At 48.1% G+C, this 18,199-nt stretch carries 15 protein-coding genes; 10 read left to right on the forward strand and 5 right to left on the reverse strand.

Translation table 11 applies throughout. The annotated features are described in order from the left end of the window. Positions 1-93: 93 nt before the first annotated feature. Positions 94-339 (reverse strand): hypothetical protein, encoded by a 246-nt coding sequence (locus tag Q369_RS0108955; RefSeq protein ID WP_157488124.1) that lies wholly within the window; start codon positions 337-339, stop codon positions 94-96. A gap of 121 nt (positions 340-460) precedes the next feature. Here Q369_RS0108955 and Q369_RS0108960 point away from each other — a divergent pair, with 121 nt between their 5' ends. Both Q369_RS0108960 and Q369_RS0108965 read left to right on the forward strand, forming a co-directional pair. Beyond that, positions 461-1,165, forward strand: a complete 705-nt coding sequence (locus Q369_RS0108960) for a formylglycine-generating enzyme family protein (protein ID WP_031527466.1) — start codon at positions 461-463, stop codon at positions 1,163-1,165. A 27-nt stretch (positions 1,166-1,192) separates the two neighbouring features. Then, entirely contained in the window at positions 1,193-1,387 is a 195-nt protein-coding gene (locus tag Q369_RS0108965) for a hypothetical protein (protein ID WP_031527467.1), read from the forward strand. 19 nt (positions 1,388-1,406) lie between these two features. Here Q369_RS0108965 and Q369_RS0108970 read toward each other — a convergent pair whose 3' ends face one another. After that, positions 1,407-2,699, reverse strand: coding sequence for an alpha/beta hydrolase family protein (locus Q369_RS0108970; RefSeq protein ID WP_031527468.1), 1,293 nt, complete (start codon positions 2,697-2,699; stop codon positions 1,407-1,409). 236 nt (positions 2,700-2,935) lie between these two features. Between Q369_RS0108970 and Q369_RS0108975 the strand changes: the two genes are divergently transcribed. The 4 genes from Q369_RS0108975 (at position 2,936) to Q369_RS0108990 (ending at position 8,536) form a co-directional block, all read left to right on the forward strand. Beyond that, the gene (locus Q369_RS0108975; RefSeq protein WP_031527469.1) at positions 2,936-5,341 is read left to right on the forward strand and encodes a GAF domain-containing protein; all 2,406 of its coding nucleotides are present in this window, start codon (positions 2,936-2,938) and stop codon (positions 5,339-5,341) included. Positions 5,342-5,419: 78 nt separating this feature from the next. After that, positions 5,420-6,394: an OmpA family protein gene (locus Q369_RS0108980; RefSeq protein ID WP_031527470.1), complete on the forward strand. Its 975-nt coding sequence runs from the start codon at positions 5,420-5,422 to the stop codon at positions 6,392-6,394. 53 nt (positions 6,395-6,447) lie between these two features. Continuing rightward, positions 6,448-7,665 carry a Pycsar system effector family protein gene (locus Q369_RS0108985; RefSeq protein WP_031527471.1) on the forward strand — a complete coding sequence of 406 codons (1,218 nt, stop codon included), beginning with the start codon at positions 6,448-6,450 and terminating at the stop codon, positions 7,663-7,665. Between the two features lie 4 nt (positions 7,666-7,669). Further along, positions 7,670-8,536, forward strand: coding sequence for an SdiA-regulated domain-containing protein (locus Q369_RS0108990; RefSeq protein ID WP_031527472.1), 867 nt, complete (start codon positions 7,670-7,672; stop codon positions 8,534-8,536). Here Q369_RS0108990 and Q369_RS0108995 read toward each other — a convergent pair. Then, a complete protein-coding gene (locus tag Q369_RS0108995) occupies positions 8,533-10,245 on the reverse strand; it encodes an alpha-amylase family protein (protein WP_084165690.1) in 1,713 nt (570 codons plus the stop codon). The two genes, Q369_RS0108990 and Q369_RS0108995, sit on opposite strands and share 4 nt — an antisense overlap. Positions 10,246-10,520: 275 nt before the next feature. On the opposite strand from Q369_RS0108995, the gene Q369_RS0109000 reads away from it, so the two are divergent. Then, positions 10,521-11,990 carry a PhoX family protein gene (locus Q369_RS0109000; RefSeq protein ID WP_031527474.1) on the forward strand — a complete coding sequence of 490 codons (1,470 nt, stop codon included), beginning with the start codon at positions 10,521-10,523 and terminating at the stop codon, positions 11,988-11,990. Between the two features lie 66 nt (positions 11,991-12,056). Continuing rightward, positions 12,057-13,844: a cytochrome-c peroxidase gene (locus Q369_RS0109005; RefSeq protein ID WP_031527475.1), complete on the forward strand. Its 1,788-nt coding sequence runs from the start codon at positions 12,057-12,059 to the stop codon at positions 13,842-13,844. A gap of 126 nt (positions 13,845-13,970) precedes the next feature. Here the strand turns inward: Q369_RS0109005 and Q369_RS0109010 are convergent, their stop codons facing one another. Then, the gene (locus tag Q369_RS0109010) at positions 13,971-14,849 is read right to left on the reverse strand and encodes a helix-turn-helix domain-containing protein (RefSeq protein ID WP_031527476.1); all 879 of its coding nucleotides are present in this window, start codon (positions 14,847-14,849) and stop codon (positions 13,971-13,973) included. A gap of 100 nt (positions 14,850-14,949) precedes the next feature. Between Q369_RS0109010 and Q369_RS0109015 the strand changes: the two genes are divergently transcribed. After that, on the forward strand, positions 14,950-15,828 hold the full coding sequence (locus tag Q369_RS0109015; protein ID WP_031527477.1) for an SDR family oxidoreductase: 879 nt from the start codon (positions 14,950-14,952) through the stop codon (positions 15,826-15,828). 93 nt (positions 15,829-15,921) lie between these two features. Continuing rightward, on the forward strand, positions 15,922-16,791 hold the full coding sequence (locus Q369_RS0109020; protein WP_031527478.1) for an NmrA family NAD(P)-binding protein: 870 nt from the start codon (positions 15,922-15,924) through the stop codon (positions 16,789-16,791). Here Q369_RS0109020 and Q369_RS0109025 read toward each other — a convergent pair. Beyond that, entirely contained in the window at positions 16,788-18,128 is a 1,341-nt protein-coding gene (locus tag Q369_RS0109025; RefSeq protein ID WP_051663985.1) for a hypothetical protein, read from the reverse strand. The two genes, Q369_RS0109020 and Q369_RS0109025, sit on opposite strands and share 4 nt — an antisense overlap. Between the last annotated feature and the right edge of the window lie 71 nt (positions 18,129-18,199).

The raw sequence follows: 18,199 nt of genomic DNA on the forward strand, positions 1-18,199 counted from the left end.
CATTGCGAATAGGCAGCAGCGGCTTCGGTGTACTATTGTCGATATTTTTGAAAGTTTTAAAAAGGCTGGCACCACTGCCAGCCTTTTTAACGTTTAATGCTTTTCCCTGGTCGAATCTGCATTCAGGTTCGACTGATTGGCTGGGTAACCGGGCACTTCGTTCTGGTTATCTTCTCCCACACCCATTGCTTTGGTGCTCTCGGCATTGCCGCTGTCGGATTTGATCGTTGTTGCGGAACTATCTATGTTGCCGCCAGTGTCGTTCTTGGTTCCGCACGAATAGTTGGTGAATCCGATGGCTAGTGTCGCTAAGACGAAGCCTATTTTTAGCTTTTTCATGATCGTTTGGTTGATGAATAAGCCTGCGCTGTAAAAAAATGATACCAAGTGGCTGTCAATCCGGGTATTTGTTAATTTCGCCGCCCACAACATTCAGTTTTAAGTCGATCGGCTGTCTTTAATGGAACAACGCATTTACGAAAAAGCGATTTTAAACAGAGTAGATAAAGCAATGGTACCGATACCAGCAGGCAGCATAGAGCTTTGCGACGATCGGACCAAACAGAAATGGACTGTTCATCTCCCTGATTTTTACATCGCAGCTTACCCGGTCACACAGGATCTGTTTTCTGAAATAATGAAAGCTTCTCCTTCCGTTTTTAAAGGCGAAAACCGGCCGGTAGAAACAGTGAGCTGGAAAGAAGCTGTACTTTTTTGTAACGCACTTTCAGAACTCGCACAGCTTCAACCTTGCTATGCAATGGATAGCCATGGAGAAGAGATCAGTTTCAATGCAAATGCCGAAGGATACCGTTTGCCCACAGAAGCGGAATGGGAATATGCCTGCAAAGCGGGAACCACGGGAATTCGGTACGGTGAGCTGGACAAAATTGCCTGGTACCGCGGGAATGCAGGTGGTGAAACACATGAAGTAGGGTTGAAAGAACCGAATGCGTTTGGACTTTACGATATGCTTGGAAATGTGTGGGAATGGTGTACTGATGTTTATGACCAGACTGTTTACGGGTCATACAGAATTTTCAGGGGAGGCGGCTGGGCTGATGATGAAAGAGGTTGCATGGCTACAAACCGCCGCCGCAGCCACCCTGTTGCATTCAAAATCGATGATCTTGGATTTCGCCTAGCACGGAATTTGTCGCATTGATTTATTATAATGTAAATGCTACTTCCAATGAGACAAGGTGAATTTAAAACAAAAGATGACGAGTCGGTTACTGTACGGTTTTCGCTGGACGATGTGACCGATATCGTGCCTGATTCAGATATGCGTTACAGTCTGGTTGTCCTGAAAAACGGCGATAAACATTTCCTTTGCGGGACTAAACTGGAAATCCTGGATCAGCTGGGTTTGAACAATGTAAATTGAGTGTTGCGAGCATTTATAACTACAACAAAAATCGCTGCATATAGGCGATCATCAACTTCCAGTCTTCCGGCAGAACGGTGTGGCCGCCTTCGTGCATGAAGTAGCCAAGATCATTCATAAGCAGGGAAGTATCTCCCGCAGCCGGCATATTCCCCGCAGGCGGAGCTGTTTTGTTGAAAAGCTTGTAGACGGGTGCTGCTGCCTGAGCTGCGAGGAATTCGCCTTTCGGGTCTGACCAGTAATCTGTACTCCCGGTTTGTAAAAGGAGCGGGCGGGGCGCCATTAATGCTACCAATGCATGTGCATCGAAAGGCATTGTGTTCACCTTGTCCGCATAAGTGTGGTAGTTGGGTGCAAATTGGTACAGGTACCGGGAAGGGTCTGTAATGTGGCCGATCGTTTCACCATAATTACGCCGCGCCAATGCTGCTCCGCCTTCGCCGGAAATACTTGCGATCACCATTTTAAAGCGCGGGTCGCGGATTCCCGCCCAGAGTACCGTCTTGCCCAGCCGCGACGCACCTTGCAATGCAACCCGTTTGGCGTCGATCTGTTTATCGGTTTCAAAATAGTCCATTGCCCGGCTTAGCCCCCAAGACCACGCGGCGATCGCACCCCATTCGTCAGGAGCAGTTTCAGTTTGACCCCGCTTCAAATACACTTTCCTGATCCCATGATTGATCCCGTCTTTGAAGTCGGGCTCGATATCTCCATAGTAAACCGTCGCAAAGCCGATTCCTGCGTCCATAAATTGTTCAATATCCATGTTGCCAAAAACACTCGGCTTATCTGCCTTTACACGCTGTCCTTCCCTGTTCCAGATCGTCCCGACGAGCAGGCCAGGATCATCGATAATCTGATTGTATGCAGCGAAAGAGATATTCAGCAGCATCGGTGACGGCTTTTTAGCAGCAGCGGGCAGGTAAATGACAAGGTTCATCTTGTGGTCAGCTGTATCCGCAGTAAAATACACTGTAACCTGCTTGCGGAGCGCTTTCCCACTGAATGCGGGTGTACCTTTGTCGAACACATTGAATTTGAGGTTCGAAGGTTTACCGGGCATTTTACCAAACTGTATCTCTTCGACCAGCTTCAATAGTTCAGGCCTGCGTTTCTGTGTCCATATTTTTGCATTCGTCACAGCCTGTCCGTCCGCACATTTCAGCAGGTCGGGGAGGCTGTATGTGCCGGTTGAATCTTCACTGTAATTCACCGGAATGCCCGCCACGAGCGTGGGGCGATTAGCTGTCTGCTGCGCTTTTAAGCCACAGCCGGCAATGCAGAGGAGAGTCAGCAACAATATCTTTTTCATACGTGAAAGCAAAATGGATTTACTTCATGAAAGGCACGCGGGGCAGGCACATACTAGCAGCGGAGGTGCCCATTTTTTTGGATAAGAAAATCGATATTAAATCTTGCAAACATCACTTGTTTTGAGTGAATGGAATTCGGGCGTTTATTGTTAGACGGTTACCCTAAAAGCGCAATAAGGCACAAACTCACCTTCCGGGCCGCAAATGCCAGCTGCGATAGCCACAAACATAGTCAATGGAACCTATTACAATTGATGTTACAAATGACGTCCGATATGACGGCATCCCGATAGATTCGTCCATTTCATTCGAAAGCTTCATCCGCTTTCTGGAAGACAAGGCGAATGAAGAACAAACAATCAAGCGGACTTTTTTCGAAATGGCACTGGCGCGCCTCAAAGCGCAGCCTGCGCTGAGCGGGACGGTGCCGCTGGAAGACATAGCACGCTATAAAGAGGAAATGGCGCTTGTTTGCAGTCTGCTCATGCCGATGTTCGCTGACGAAAAGCAGGTTTGCTGGGCCATGAGCGCCCCGATCAATCCAACCGTATTTTATGCTACTTCCGGTTTTTACGATCTGCTGCTCGATAGCAAATCGGGCGAAATCCGGTGCGATATTGTGCTCGACGACGAGGATAGCGCTACCAAGAAGAAAGAAATGGTGTATTCTTTTGTTTTGGAAAAATTCTACGGAGTACCACCCGCGCACAGTCACGAGCTCATTATTACGATCCGCGACGAGAAATCGGGACTGCAAAAGTTTTATAAGCTCAATATCGATACCCGGTTTTGTGAGGTAACGCCGAAAGACGCATTGCCCGACCTGGACCCCGAGTGGCTCGCATCCGTCACACAGGATGGAATGGACCTGCCGAAGATCATGGAAGTTTTGCCGCTGTCGCTTTTCCGTTTTGTAGGATTCTCGGTGGTTACGCTTGAAGATGTCACTGCCCAGAATGCGGTGGAACAAATTAAAAATACCATTCTCGACCGGTCTCTTTTTGATCAGAATACCTACTTCAACCGAGTGGTACATTCGCTGAAAATGCTTATCGGCGATCCGCAGTTTAATTTTGGTACAATGCCCGTTTTGCGGGTAAATAACCGGCTGGTATTCAATAAGGGTACCGTGCTGTTCAGTAAGCTGATGAATGCGGCTACCGAGAATAACATGGCGGAGGAAATGTACTCGCAAATGGCAGATGAATACCTGCTCGATCCCAAGCCGCAGCTGATCCGCGAGCTTACTGCGGAGGCAGGTTACAAGAAAGACTTTGCAAGATTGCTGTACGAAGATGGTGTTCGTTCCTTCGCGCTGATCCCGGTCTTTTTTGATAAGAAAGTGGTTGGCCTGCTGGAAGTATACTCCTGCCGGGCAGACTCGCTCGATGAGCAGGTGCTGCATAAGCTGGATGTGGCGCTCCCGCTGCTCGCGCAGATCTTCAAGAACTATATCGACGAGTTTCATGCCGGGATCGATAACGTGATCCGCGATAAGTTTACGTCTCTCCAACCTGCCGTACAATGGCGTTTCCGGGAATCGGCCTGGCATTATTTGCGGGATAAGTCGCTCAATCCGCAGACTGCCGTAATCGAGAAAATCCATTTCAAGAATGTATATCCGCTCTACGGCGCGGTGGATATCAAAAATTCCACCATTGAGCGGAATATTGCATTGAAACAGGATTTGAACCTTCAATTTACCCTATTGATAGAAACCTTTACTACGTTAAAAGAAAAGCTTGGATTTGGTCTTGCCGATGAAATGATCTTCAAATGCAGGAAGTGGATCGAGGAGATCAATGACGATTCGACCGACAATGATGAAATGAAGGTGCGCGATTTTCTGGAAAGCGAGGCGCACCCGTTTTTACAGCATTTCAGGGAAGAAAGCCTCCTGCGCTCAGGTGCAAGAAGTATGCGCTCAGACGAGAACGAAGCGGTTCTGAGAAATCAAATCGATCGTTACTTTGCCATGATCGATGAGGCGACGGGCACCGCCAATGCAAACAGAAAGGCGCTGGAAGCTTCTATGCAGCGGATCAACAGCTCTGTAAATCTCTATCTCGACCTGTTTCGTCAGGAAATACAGCAATCGTACCCGACTTATTTCGAGAAATTCAGGACTGACGGGATCGAGTACGATATCTACATCGGGCAGTCGATTGAACTGGAAAAGAAATTCAGCGACCTGTACCTCAAAAACATCCGGCTCTGGCAGTTGACTTCCATGGCCGCTATTACGCGGATCACACATTCGCTGGTACCGCAAATGGAAAAGCCGCTCGAAACCACGCAGCTGATCTTCATTCACTCAACCAGCATTGATATCAGCTTTCGCGACGACGAAAGGCGTTTTGATGTCGAAGGTGCCTACAATATCCGGTACCAGGTGATTAAGAAGCGGATTGACAAAGTGCGTATCAAGAATACAGGCGAGCGACTGACACAGCCCGGGAAGATCGCATTGGTTTATTTTGCCGGAAAATCGGCGGAAGAATATGTGGGTTACATCCGGTATTTGCAGGAAAAAAATACTTTACTTGACGATCTGGAATTCCTGGACCTCGAAGAATTACAGGGCGTCTCAGGTCTGAAAGCATTGCGGGTTGGTGTGAACCTGAATGTCGACTGGGAATAGATTGAAACATCTAAATGTTCTGCATCGGTTAGTTAATTAGAATGGTTTTGGTTTTTATTTACTGTAAACAACCGTAAAATGAAATATGTACTTACCCTGGTATTACTTGTAATTTTCCATAATTATGGAAATTGTAAACAGGATAAACCCAACTATATTATTCTAAATGGGGCTTGTTTCGACTATAACAAGGGCCCGAATATTAACACGGATGTTTATTCGATTATAGATGGAAAAAAGCAGCACTTAGGTACGAGTAATGCGGCTGGAATTTATAGGGTAAAGGTGCCACTTAGTTCGAATTTCCTGGTTTTTGAATCCGCGGGTTTTCATGGAATTAAACTTCCAGTTCGGTTCATTGGACAGGCTACGTCTGAGGTAGAGTTTTTATTTGACTTGCCCACGTCTTCATTGGACTCTGTAATTGTGCCAATTGAAGACGCCTTATACCTGGGTGCTGCCAAATCGTTATGGAGAAATTATACTGTTCAGCTGGCGAAGAAGGAATGTGTTGTAGATATTCCTAAGGAAATGATAGATAGAGGGCATAGAGGTGCTTTCATGGGAGTTACAGAGCAATCTCCCTCAATAGATCTGTTAGTTACCTCCTCATCCGAAGAGATAATTATGAGAAAGCAAATTACGGTCGGCAGCGGATTAAATTTCCTATTGATTGATGATATAAAATCAGAGTTAGATTTATCTGATGTAAAAGCGCCTCTTGAATTTCCATTAACGAGAAATCTGTATTTTGGTCAGACAGAATACAAACTAAATAGTTCGTCACTTTCGGTATTGGATTCGATTATTGGAATGGTAAAGCCAATTCACAATTATACAATTTCTATAACAGGCTACACCGACAATATTGGAGAAGAAGACAAGAATTTGACATTGTCGGAATATAGAACCAGAATAGTTGCAAAATATCTGAAAGATAAGGGAATAAAAGATTTCAGAATTAGCAAGAAATGGTTTGGATCAGCGAATATAGTTTCAAAAGGTGAACCTGAAAAAAATAGAAGAGTAATTATCCAGGTTTTTCCTGAATAGTCAGATTAACACAACCAACGAAATAATATTCAACCGCACAACGGGTACCACATATGAATTATCAGCATCAGCTCGACAAGGTAAAGCACAGCGTTCACCATTTTTTCAACAATAAAAACCTGTCGCAGCTTTGTTACCACAACCTGCTACATACCGAATCGGTTGTTGGCAATGCTGCCCGGCTCGCGCGCCACTACGGGCTGGACGAGCGGGAAACTTTCATTGTACAGACAGCAGCCTGGTACCACGATACAGGTTATTTAAATGGCGAAACAGCAGGCCACGAGGAGCGCGGCGCCGAGCTGGCTGCTGCATTCCTGCGTTCGGAAGGAGTAGGAGAGGAGATTATTGAAAAGGTAAAAAAGTGCATTCTCGCCACGATCTGGCCGCAGAATCCTTCTGACTTGTTGGAGCAGATCGTCTGCGATGCTGACGTTTACCACCTGGGTACGCCCGAGTTTAGTGAATGGAACAAGCTCGTGCGGAAAGAGGCCGAGCAGAAAGCCGGACATAAAATTGATAAGGCAAAGTGGCGGGAAAGTACGATCAGACTACTCGAGACGCATCAATTTCAAACCGACTATTGCCGCGAACATCTGAATAAGCAGAAGCAGAAGAATCTGGCCAAGCTGAAAGAAAAGCAAGCCGATACCCCGGTTGAAGAAGATGTTTCCATTGAACTAAAAGAGCCGGAAATACAGCTGGAAAATATAGGTGAGGCTAAAAAACCAAAGTCCGACCGGCCTGACAAGGGAATTGAAACCATGTTCCGCATCAGCTCCAACAACCACCAGCGACTGAGCGATATGGCTGATAACAAGGCACATATCATGATCACTACCACATCTATTATCATTTCCGTGCTGCTTAGCGTGCTGATCAGGCGGTTGGAAGACAATGCTTACCTGATTTTTCCTACTACCTTGCTGCTGGCCGTTTGTCTGGTGACAATGGTATTTTCCATTCTGGCGACCCGCCCCACGATCCCGCACGGGACTTTTTCGCAGGAGGATATTGATAACAAAAGTGTAAACCTGCTTTTCTTCGGCAATTTTTACAGAATGTCGTACCAGGATTACGCCGGCGGAATGCAGCGGCTGATGAACGACCGCGAGTTTCTTTACGGCTCGCTTACCAAAGATGTGTATTCACAGGGTGTGGTTTTGGGTAAAAAGTACCGGTTGCTGCGTATCGGGTACAATGTATTTATGTTTGGGATTATTGTATCTGTGATCTCTTTTGTAGTCGCTTCGCTGCTTTTTGAACATTAATCCAATGCGCCGCATCCATTCTTACGTTTTCGATTTTTTATTAAAACCCGCTTTGATCCTGCTTTTTCTGGTCAGCTGCAATGCAGCCGAGAAAAAGGAAGTACGCCGTGGAGACTACGATCTTACAAGTCCAGACAGGTTCAATATGCCCGAAAGTCTTTTCGAGATTTCCGGGATTGCCTTGCGTGACGGTAATAGTGATACCGTTTACGCTGTGCAGGATGAAGAGGGAAAAGTGTTCCGGCTGGGCTGGGATATAAGTCGGCAGAAACATACCAAATTCTCCAAAAAAGGGGATTATGAAGATATTGCCTTGCTTGGCGGCGCCGTGTTTATTCTCAAAAGCAATGGTACAATCTACACTTTTCCCATTGCCGAATGCGCGTTTGAGGAAGCTGAGAATGTACGTGAGCTGAAAGGTTTGCTACCGAAAGGGGAGTACGAAGGAATGTTCGCCGACGATCAGTCCGGCAAGCTGTTTGTGCTTTGCAAAAACTGTCCGGGCGATGATTCCAAGAGTAGTGTAACCGGCTATATGCTGGATCCAAAAGAAGATTTCGCTTCTACCACATTCAATATCAATGTCAAAGAGATTGTCGCAATCAACGGAAAAGTAGCGCGCGGTTTTCGGCCATCGGGCCTGGCCAGGAATCCACTCACCGGCGACTGGTATATCATTTCGGCTGTCAACAAGCTGCTGGTAGTTACCGACTCGAAATGGAAGGTAAAAGATGCCTTTCCGCTGGGCGGGAATATATTTATCCAGCCGGAGGGTATCGCATTTGACAAGGAAGGCAGTCTCTACATTTCAAACGAAGGCGACGATCTTTTCAGCGGCAACATACTCAAATTCAAAAGAACCGCGCATTAGCGAATCACATCTCCTGCGCGGAACCATCTGTAGCCGTAACCGTCCAGGGCAACATTATATTTATTCCCGGCAGGTTTCTGATCATCCATATTAATCAGGTCAAAAAGGATCTCGTTTTCTTCCAGGGTGATCGTCGATTTTTGTGGCTTGTCACTAAAATTATGAAGGATCACTACCGACTTACCTTCATGTTTGTACCGGATCGCAAACACATGCGGTGATCCGGTTTCAAGTAGCTGGTATGTGCCCAATGCAATTTCGGGACACGATTTCCTGAGTTTGATGATCCTGGCAGTCCAGCTGAGAAGTGAATTCGGGTCGCGCAACTGCTGGGCTACATTGAGCGTCTGATATCCGTATTCCCCAGAGCTGATCACCGGCCTGAATGCGGTATCTGCACTGGTAAAGCCGCCGTTTTTCTCCGCAGTCCATTGCATGGGTGTACGTACCGCAATCCTCTCCTTTAATCTCAGATCGTCGCCCATTCCTATTTCGTCTCCATATCTGATTACCGGCGTTCCTGGCAGTGAAAACAACATGCTGTAAGCGAGTTCCATTTGTTTGCGGTTGTTGGAAAGCATCGGTGCGAGCCGGCGCCTGATTCCCCGGTCATACAATTGCATGCCCGTATCGGGGCCCATTTTGGCATATACTTCCTGGCGCTGCTTTTCGGTAAGTCTGCCCAGGTCTATTTCGTCGTGATTTCGCAAGAAGTGCGCCCACTGCGAAGCTTGCGGGATTTGCTGGGTCTGAATGATTGCCTTTTTAAATGGTTCAAGATTCCCCGTGGCCAATGCATAGAACAGATGCTGGTTGGCAAAAAAGTTGAACATCATATGCATCCCGTTCCCATTCTCTCCAAAGTAGTTCTTGGTATCTTCCGGGACCACGTTTGCCTCTCCTAAAATAGCTACATCTGCCTTGCGCGTCTGGGCAAACTGGCGGATGTCGAGTAGAAATTGAAAATCCAGCTCAGGCTTATCACTTGGCGTTTTCGGGAGTTCAAGAATGAATGGAACAGCATCCAGCCTGAAACCGGAGATTCCCTGATTGAGCCAGAAACCGATGATCTTCTGACTTTCTAGGACTACCTTCGGATTGGTGAAGTTCAGGTCCGGCTGAAACTCGTAAAAACGGTGGTAATAATACTCGCCGGATGCATCCTTGGTCCACACTGCTTTCTGTACGCCGGGAAACACCATTCCTTTATCATAATCTTTCGGCCGCTTCTCCGACCAGATGTACCAGTCACGGTAAGGCGAGTTACGGTTCTGGCGGGCGGCTTTGAACCAAGGATGCTGGTCAGAAGTATGGTTAATAACCAGGTCCATGATCACCCGGATACCACGCTTTTGCGCCTGAAACATAAATTCGGCGAAGTCACCCGGTGTACCCAGCTTCTCATCGATCGCGTAAAAATCAGCTACATCGTATCCGTCATCCTGCCCGGGAGAAGGTTGGAAAGGCGCCAGCCAGATTGCGTCGACACCTAATGCGGTCAGGTAATCGAGCTTTTGGATCAACCCCGTGAAATCACCCCGGCCGTCGCCGTCGCTGTCTTTGAAAACACCTACTTCCAGGTTGTATATCACACTGTTTTTATACCATAATTGATCTTTCAGGTCGACACTCGCCAGTTTTTTCTGTGAGAAGCATGCTCCGGACAAGAGCAAAAATGAGAGTTGTAAAAACGCGTATGTCTTTTTCATCAAGCTGATTTTTTGATTTACACCAAACGGACGGATGTATGCTGTCTTTGAACTGCGAACGGGTATACGCTGCAAAACACATGCCCGGAGCTTTAAACCGCATTTTTGTTGTGTGAATGCAACAGTGACGGGTACTTAGTGCCCGTGTGTGTCTTCTTCCGGTTTTTGGGTTGGGCAAATCCATTTCCGCATTTGCCGAATAGGATCACAATTGCTTAACACAGGCTTAACTATCAGGTATTATTGGGAGGATAGCTTTGTGAAAACAACTCACCATGACCAAACATCTTACGCTCAGCAAGGCTGCCGGCGCAGCTTCCATCATCCTGTCGTCCATGACGTTCTCAGGATGTGCATTGCAGGACCATACCAACCTGCCCGTCGATCCCGACAAGCTTGTGAACCGCTCGGTAAACCCGGCATTGATCCAGTCACTGCCAGGTTTCGAAGATCTTAAAATCACCACTTTGATCAGCTCAGACGATCAGCTTCCCGAATCACCTGATTTCATATACGGTGCCCAGCCTGATGGCGGCGCATTCATGAAAAATCCGAACGGAGAAGGTTTTGTGATGATCAACAACCACGAGATCCTGTTTTCAGTATCGCGCGTTTACCTGGATAAAGAATTGAAGCCTGTGAAAGGCGAGTATATCGTAGATGCGGAAGGCGGACAATGGCGACTTTGCTCTGCTACTATGGCGACGCCAGAAGAGCACGGATTCGGACCGGTATTCCTTACTGCCGGTGAGACCAACTCTGAGTCTATGACCCACGCGATTGATCCTTTCGGTCCTGCTGACAAGAAGAACAAAACCCGCACTGTGGCTGCATTCGGTAAATGGAATGCAGAAAACGCGGTACCACTTCCGAAAGATGCATTTCCAGGGAAAACGGTGATCATCATCGGTGAAGATGATACAAACGGACAGCTGGTAGCTTATGTATCCGACGTAGTAGGTGATCTGAACAACGGTAAACTCTATGCATTGCGCCGTACCAACCAGGAAACTGTGGAAACGGATATGGTAAAAGGACAGAGCTACGATGTGGAATTTGTGCCTTTTGACAATGTAAAAACAAGCACAGGTACAGAATTGCAGGCGCAGACAGTGGAGAAGAAAATGATCCAGTTCGCACGCGTGGAGGATATCGATTACGTAAAAGGCGGCAATGGCGCTGGTCGTGACATTTACTTCACTGCGACAGGTGTGAGCCAGCCTGATAAAGTGACGCCGGTAGCAGGCAAGAATATGTGGGGAAGAGTTTATCACCTTGAATTTGACAAAACCAACCCGCTGAAAGGAAAGCTGAACATCATTATGGATGGTGCAGACAATCCAGGCAGCTTCATCGTAAACCCTGACAACATCTGCGTAACCAAAAATTACGTGTATGTACAGGAAGACGGCGATTCATTCTACCGTGACAACGACCACGACGGAACAATCTGGCAGTATAACATTGCTACCAAAGAAAGCAAGGCAATGCTCCGCATGAACCACCGCCGCAACGATCCTGCATTCAATGCGAAATACAACTCAGTTGGCAACAACTCTCTGAGCACCTGGGAATACGGCGCGATGATCGATATCTCGGAAGTAACAGGTATCCCTGAAACTTTCATGATCAACCTGCACCCGCACACCTGGCAGGACGAAAAATACAAAGGCGCTGACGGAAGCGGTATTTCTACCAACAAAGAAGGCGGCCAAACCGTAATCGTGAGAGGTATCAAGCAATAATTGATCAGAACACCATGCATCAGGAAGGCTCCGCCACGGAGCCTTCCTTTGTACTTATATAAGTGTATGAAAAAAATTCTGGCATTAATGAGCTGCTTGCTGTTTTCTGTGGCTTTGACCAGCTGCAACAGTGGGCGGAATGCAAGCGACAAAGTTTATGCGCAGTTTTTGGAAGACCTGAATACGCTCATTGCACGGAACGAAGATTTCCTCGGCTATGTACGTACCAGTTCCGACAAGGGTGAGCTGCAAGAAAAATTCCTCGAACTCAGGCTGCAGTACAAGAAAACGGAAGCATTTGCAGAGTACTTCTTTCCAACTACGGTGAGACTTGTGAACGGCGCGCCGCTGGATGAAGTGGAAGATGAAGAGAATGCCGTTTTCGAGCCGGGCGGCTTGCAGGTGATCGAGGAGCTGATCTATACAGACGAGCCGCTGGAAAAAGAAGAGCTGATCCGTCACGTGCGCAAATTGCAGGTGAACAGCAAGCGTATGAAAATGCTCTGGGCTGACATCAGGATCACGGATACTCACGTGCTGGACGCGATCCGGCTGGAAATGTTCAGGCTGATTTCACTTGGTATCTCCGGATTTGACACACCAGCTTCCGGAAATGCGATCGCGGAGAGCAAAGTTGTGCTTCTGGCCGCTGAAAATTACCTGGGATATTATAAAAGTACATTGCCGGAAGTCGACAAGCTGCAAGAGAGAATCGGAAAAGCGGTGAAGTTTTTAGACCAGAATAAAGATTTCAACAGTTTCGACCGGGCTGCATTTATTACCGAACACATCAATCCTTTTTGCGAAGCCCTGCACGAAAATCAGGTTTTGGCTTCCATTCCATTCAGTAAAGACCGTAAGTTGCTCCGCAGCGACGCAGCAACGCTTTTTGAAAAAAATGCATTTGACCCGGAAGCAATGGTCTCCGTAAGCAGGTTCAGTGCTACTGCCGATCGCGTCGCATTAGGGAGAAAGCTCTTCTTTGACGCCCGCGTTTCCGGCAGTGGAAAAACAAACTGCGGCTCCTGCCACAATCCCGCACTCGCTTATACCGACGGACTGAAAACAAGCAACGGAGCGGGCAAAGATCCGATCCTGCGGAATGCGCCCACGGTGATGTATGCAGCCTTGCAGCAGAACATGTTCTACGATTTGCGATCGCCTTCGCTTGAAGACCAGGCTGCGGATGTGATCCACAATACGGATGAAATGCGCGGTTCTTTAAAGGATTTTGCAAGAATGATCACGGGCGATAAGGAGTATCGGCAAATGTTTGAAAAAGCCTATCCCGAGCTTGGTAGTATCCGCCCGGTATTTGTCCAGAATGCGCTGGCTACATTTGTCCGTTCGCTTAACCCCTTCAATTCCCCATTCGACAGGTATATGCGCGGTGATAAAAAAGCATTAACCGACAACCAGGTAGCGGGTTTCAATGTATTTATGGGTAAAGCCAAATGCGGTACCTGCCATTTTGTTCCGCTGTTTAACGGTACCGTGCCACCGGATTACCAGCGCACCGAATCGGAGGTACTCGGTGTGACAAGTAGTGCCGACTTTACTAATCCCGTGATGGACTCGGATAAGGGCAGGGGCAAGTACAACCGTTTTCCGCAATGGCAGCATGCATTCAAGACGAGTACACTCAGGAACATCGGCAAAACTGCGCCTTATATGCACAATGGCGCTTATACTACTTTGGAGCAGGTAATGGAATTTTATAATGAAGGCGGAGGAGCAGGATTAAAAATCAACGTTCCCAACCAGACACTGGCGCCTGACAAGCTGAACTTGACACCAGAAGAAATAGCACAGGTGATTGATTTTCTGGAAAGTCTCACCGATCAGCCTCAATAATCAAACAGCGTCGCTCGCGCTGACAGTACCCGGTGTCGCGCCTGATCACGGTGATTCGCACTCGGATCAGCGCCATTCTGCTGTGCTCGCGGTAGGTAAGGAGTGACGATGATGTCACAGACAAATTCACTTTGGATTAACAGCGGGCGCATCAGCTTTGCTAACACAAAACTCTTTTCCTAAAAACTCTTGTATAAACTTTCTGGGAGTTGTGGAAAGGTAATGGCGAAAGTCGCGGATCAGGTGGCTTTGGTCATGATAGCCAAATTGGTCCACAACAGAAAGCCAGTCGACAGCGCTTCCTTCTTGCTGTATAAATTCGATTACCTGTTTAAAGCGAAGGTAACGGGCCAGTTCTTTGGTCGAAAACCCCAGGTACTTCTGGAAGCGCATCTGGATCGTGCGCGTTGAAAGGTCCGCGTCAACGGCTATCGCCTTCGCAGGCTGCATCTTGCCTGTCCGCGGCTGCTGCAAATCGCCGAACAATAATTGCGCTTCTGCGTCCGCTTTTCGGATGAAGATATTTCCGTACTCCATCAGTACGTCAATGCGGCTTTCCAGTGTGGAAAGTGGCTGCAGTATCTGCCAGAGTTCCATAAAGCCGCCAATGCCCAGCATTTCGTCCGGGTTTTTGATTACCTCACTTTCCATGCTGTCGGCCGGAATTTGAAACAGTCTGTAAAATCCGTTCGGCCTGAACACAACCACAATCAGATCGCTGTTTGGCAATAATTCGTAGTTCATCATTTTGCGGATTGGTCCCGCAACCGCAATGCGATCCAGCCGTTGATTTTCAAATTCTTTGTCACCAAATGAAATCCTCATCGGCTCTCCGAAATTGAACACCAGCATGGTTTCAAGGCTGGGGGACAGATGTTGGGTGATGATGGTAAAGTCCGCCGGCGTGCGAATGCAGTAAATGTGCTTGATCACCTCGTACAACTCGCCAGCCACTTCGAAATGCCGCCCAACTGGCTGCGGAGGTACATTGCTGGTATCTGTCATGGCGTGTTTATAGTTAGCGTTTCGTTTTCTTACAATTTTGGCAGGAAGCAGGATTCTAATTTTGGTAAACGTAAAATCAAAACATTAATCATTACTGCAAATGGAAACTGCAAATTCACCCCAAATTCTGATTACGGGCGCCACCGGAAATATCGGCAGGGAACTTATTAAGTATTTGTCCGGCAAAGGCGCGCCATTTCGTGCAATGGTACGTTCACTCGATAACGTTGCTGCCGGAAGTCTGCTGAATGCAGCGTATGTAAAAGGCGATTTTAACGATGTAAGTTCATTGGAGAAAAGCCTTGTCGGGATAGAAAAGGCATTTCTGCTGACTAATTCCTCTGAATTAGCGGAAGCTCAGCAGCTACGTTTTGTGGAAGCGGCTTCGCGGGCCGGCGTGAAACATATCGTAAAACTCTCACAATGGGCGGCTGACCTGCATTCGCCGGTAAGATTTTTACGCTATCACGCCGTGGTAGAGAATGCAATACTGGCATCCGGTTTAAAATATACCTTCCTCCGCCCAAACCTTTTCATGCAGGGGTTGCTCGAATTCAGGGATACCATTCGTTCGCAGGATCAGTTCTTCGGTGCAATCGGAGAAGCAAAGGTGAGTGTCGTAGATACCAGGGACATTGCAGCTGCTGCCGGCGAAGCGCTCATTCATCCTGCGCATGAAAATAAAATTTATAATCTGACTGGCCCGGAAGCTTTGTCGCACTACGAATTGGCCGCGAGGTTATCCACTGCTGTTGGAAGAAACATCCGGTTTGTCGATGTTCCATCAGAGGCGCTGCGAGATATGCTGCGGCACATTGGCTTTCCCGATTGGCAGGCAGAAGGATTAATCGAGGATTATGCGCATTACAAAAGGGGAGAGGCGGATACTGTAACTTCCGGGGTCTTGGAAGCAACTGGAAGCGAACCGCGCAGCTTTGATGCGTTCGCCGCAGACTACGCTGGCCTTTTTGTAAATTGATCAAAATCAGACAGAACGTGACCCGCTTCCAGGAATAGTATTTGCTGCACTCTCAATAACTTACAAAGCTAGTTTTCACTAACCTGAAACGTTATGCATATCATACTGGGAGGTACCGGGCACGTGGGTTCTGCGGTGGTAAATGCACTGGTCAGCAAAGGCGAGCCGGTAACCATTGTAACGCGCAACAAGCAAAATGCAGCAGCATGGGAGGGGAAAGGTGCACAGGTAGCAGTCGCCGATGTATTTGATTCGGCGCGATTAAAGACCGTCTTTTTAAATGGGAAAACCGTATTGCTGCTCAACCCGCCTGCAATGCCCCATACCGATACCGTGGAAGAAGAGAGACGAAGTCTTAGGTCTATTTTCAATGCAATGGACGGTTCCGGGTTGCAGCGCATTGTGGCATTGTCAACCTACGGAGCCCAGCCCGGTGACCGGATCGGCGATTTGGGAACTTTATACGAAATGGAACTGGCGCTCAGGCAGCAAACTATCCCATACGCGGTTGTCCGTGCAGCATATTACATGAGCAACTGGGATATGTACCTGGATTTTGCAGACCAGTCAGGCGAACTTCAAAGCTTGTATCCACCTGATTTCAAAATTCCGATGGTAGCACCGGAAGATATTGGCGAGCTGGCCGCCGATCTGTTGACAGGCTTTGATAAAAATGGCGAGATGCACTACATCGAAGGTCCGGAACATTACAGTACCCGCGACGTAGCGGCCGCATTCTCCCAAAAACTAAAAAAAGCGATTGTCCCCGTAGCTATTCCGCAGCAAAACTGGCGCACATTCCTCACTAGCGCTGGCTTCTCCGAAGTCGCAGCTGAATCCCTTGCCAATATGAGTGAAATCACATTGAAGAAGGACTACGAAATTACATTAGAGCCGCATAAGGGAAGGATTACCCTGCAAGATTATATCAAAAGATTGGCGCCTGCGCCGGCAACATCTTAAAAGTTGCCGGCAAAAGCTTTCCCCGACTTATTGTCCGTCAGCGAAACTGCGTGGATGCTGCCGACGCCCGAAAATGAAATACTCAGGCCGTAAATGCGACGCAGCGGACGCTGGTAGCCCGCCTCGTACACGAGCTTGTCGTTGACATACAGCTTGGCGCGCTTGTTTTCAACCCGCAGCTGCAATTTTCCGCCTGTTCGAAAGTCTGCGCCGAGGAAGTCGAGCCCGTTCTGCTTGCCGTCTTTGTTGATCTCGGAAAATTGCAGTTTGGTCCAGTGCAGACAGCCGGGCTTCATCATATTGACTGTGTGCCGCGACGATTCTCCAAATACGATCAGCTGTACCTGCGAGCACCGCACACCAACCCGGTCGGCAGAGGTTTGTATGCTGGTCACGAGATTGAAGTTATCGCCGTCGATCTCCGTGGGCTGACTGTTTATGAAATCAATAAAGAAAGTCCGGTTTGTATCCACGCCCGCCCGGGACACTTCTGTCGCGCTGACGAAGTTCTTCCCCTTCGTAAATAATCCGGGTATCTCCACAGGATATACGCGCGTGGTATCGTACATCATGTTGGCCGTGGCAGTCCACCCGTTTGAGCGCAGGTACACGACCGTGGAGTCAACTACCTGTTTGTTGAGTTTGAGAAATGCATAATACCTGCCCGGTCGCTCGTAATAATGCGTAACTACGCTGTCGGCCTGCGACAATGTCACCTTTCCGCCATCCCCGAATTCCAGGAAAAGCGGTTCGCTCGAATTTTCGTATTGTTCAGCTCCTACGACGGAAAAAATGGCTGAATGCGGGTTTCCTCCAATGGGGTTGCGGCACGTAAGGCGTGCCGCAGCTGCCGGCGTGCCGTAATGTTCTGCATAGTATTCAGCCGCACCGATCAGCATGATCAGGACAATCAGCCCCAAAAGAATCTTAATCGCATACCTCCTGGATACAGGCTTTTTCGCCAGTTGGGTGGTCTCCGGCTTGCGGGGGGGTGGTACAGCTGTTACCGGCGCGGCAGGTACCGGATTTGCCCGCGCGGGAATTGGTTTTGCCTGCGTAAAGCTCTCCCAGTCGCGGTACCCGATGTAGCTGGCAAGCGCATCCCGGGTCGCCTTTTGGGGGTAATAACGTGCGTCTGTTTTGATTTTGCCAAAAATGCGTTTAAGCGTATTGGGACTGATCTGTACGTGCGTCTTCTTGTAAAGTATACTGCTCAGCCGAATGTAGTCGCTGTTCGTCCATTCCGGAATATCAGGTTTGCCATAGATCTCGCTGATCAGCTGACACCCGTAGTCCAGGTAGTCAAGCTGGCTGGTCTGACCTTGTCCATTCTCCATAATAATTTCACTCTAATATCCTGATATGTAAAGGTTTGGCTTGTCCATAATTTTGTACATGCAGCTGGTCA

The organism is Dyadobacter crusticola DSM 16708 (genome assembly GCF_000701505.1).
GTDB classification, from domain to species: domain Bacteria; phylum Bacteroidota; class Bacteroidia; order Cytophagales; family Spirosomataceae; genus Dyadobacter; species Dyadobacter crusticola.

Bases quoted from the DNA above. Each gene is read 5' to 3' on its own strand.
- Q369_RS0108955 (WP_157488124.1), bottom strand. From the start codon at position 339: ATGAAAAAGCTAAAAATAGGCTTCGTCTTAGCGACACTAGCCATCGGA.
- Q369_RS0108960 (WP_031527466.1), top strand. From the start codon at position 461: ATGGAACAACGCATTTACGAAAAAGCGATTTTAAACAGAGTAGATAAA.
- Q369_RS0108965 (WP_031527467.1), top strand. From the start codon at position 1,193: ATGAGACAAGGTGAATTTAAAACAAAAGATGACGAGTCGGTTACTGTA.
- Q369_RS0108970 (WP_031527468.1), bottom strand. From the start codon at position 2,699: ATGAAAAAGATATTGTTGCTGACTCTCCTCTGCATTGCCGGCTGTGGC.
- Q369_RS0108975 (WP_031527469.1), top strand. From the start codon at position 2,936: ATGGAACCTATTACAATTGATGTTACAAATGACGTCCGATATGACGGC.
- Q369_RS0108980 (WP_031527470.1), top strand. From the start codon at position 5,420: ATGAAATATGTACTTACCCTGGTATTACTTGTAATTTTCCATAATTAT.
- Q369_RS0108985 (WP_031527471.1), top strand. From the start codon at position 6,448: ATGAATTATCAGCATCAGCTCGACAAGGTAAAGCACAGCGTTCACCAT.
- Q369_RS0108990 (WP_031527472.1), top strand. From the start codon at position 7,670: ATGCGCCGCATCCATTCTTACGTTTTCGATTTTTTATTAAAACCCGCT.
- Q369_RS0108995 (WP_084165690.1), bottom strand. From the start codon at position 10,245: ATGAAAAAGACATACGCGTTTTTACAACTCTCATTTTTGCTCTTGTCC.
- Q369_RS0109000 (WP_031527474.1), top strand. From the start codon at position 10,521: ATGACCAAACATCTTACGCTCAGCAAGGCTGCCGGCGCAGCTTCCATC.
- Q369_RS0109005 (WP_031527475.1), top strand. From the start codon at position 12,057: ATGAAAAAAATTCTGGCATTAATGAGCTGCTTGCTGTTTTCTGTGGCT.
- Q369_RS0109010 (WP_031527476.1), bottom strand. From the start codon at position 14,849: ATGACAGATACCAGCAATGTACCTCCGCAGCCAGTTGGGCGGCATTTC.
- Q369_RS0109015 (WP_031527477.1), top strand. From the start codon at position 14,950: ATGGAAACTGCAAATTCACCCCAAATTCTGATTACGGGCGCCACCGGA.
- Q369_RS0109020 (WP_031527478.1), top strand. From the start codon at position 15,922: ATGCATATCATACTGGGAGGTACCGGGCACGTGGGTTCTGCGGTGGTA.
- Q369_RS0109025 (WP_051663985.1), bottom strand. From the start codon at position 18,128: ATGGAGAATGGACAAGGTCAGACCAGCCAGCTTGACTACCTGGACTAC.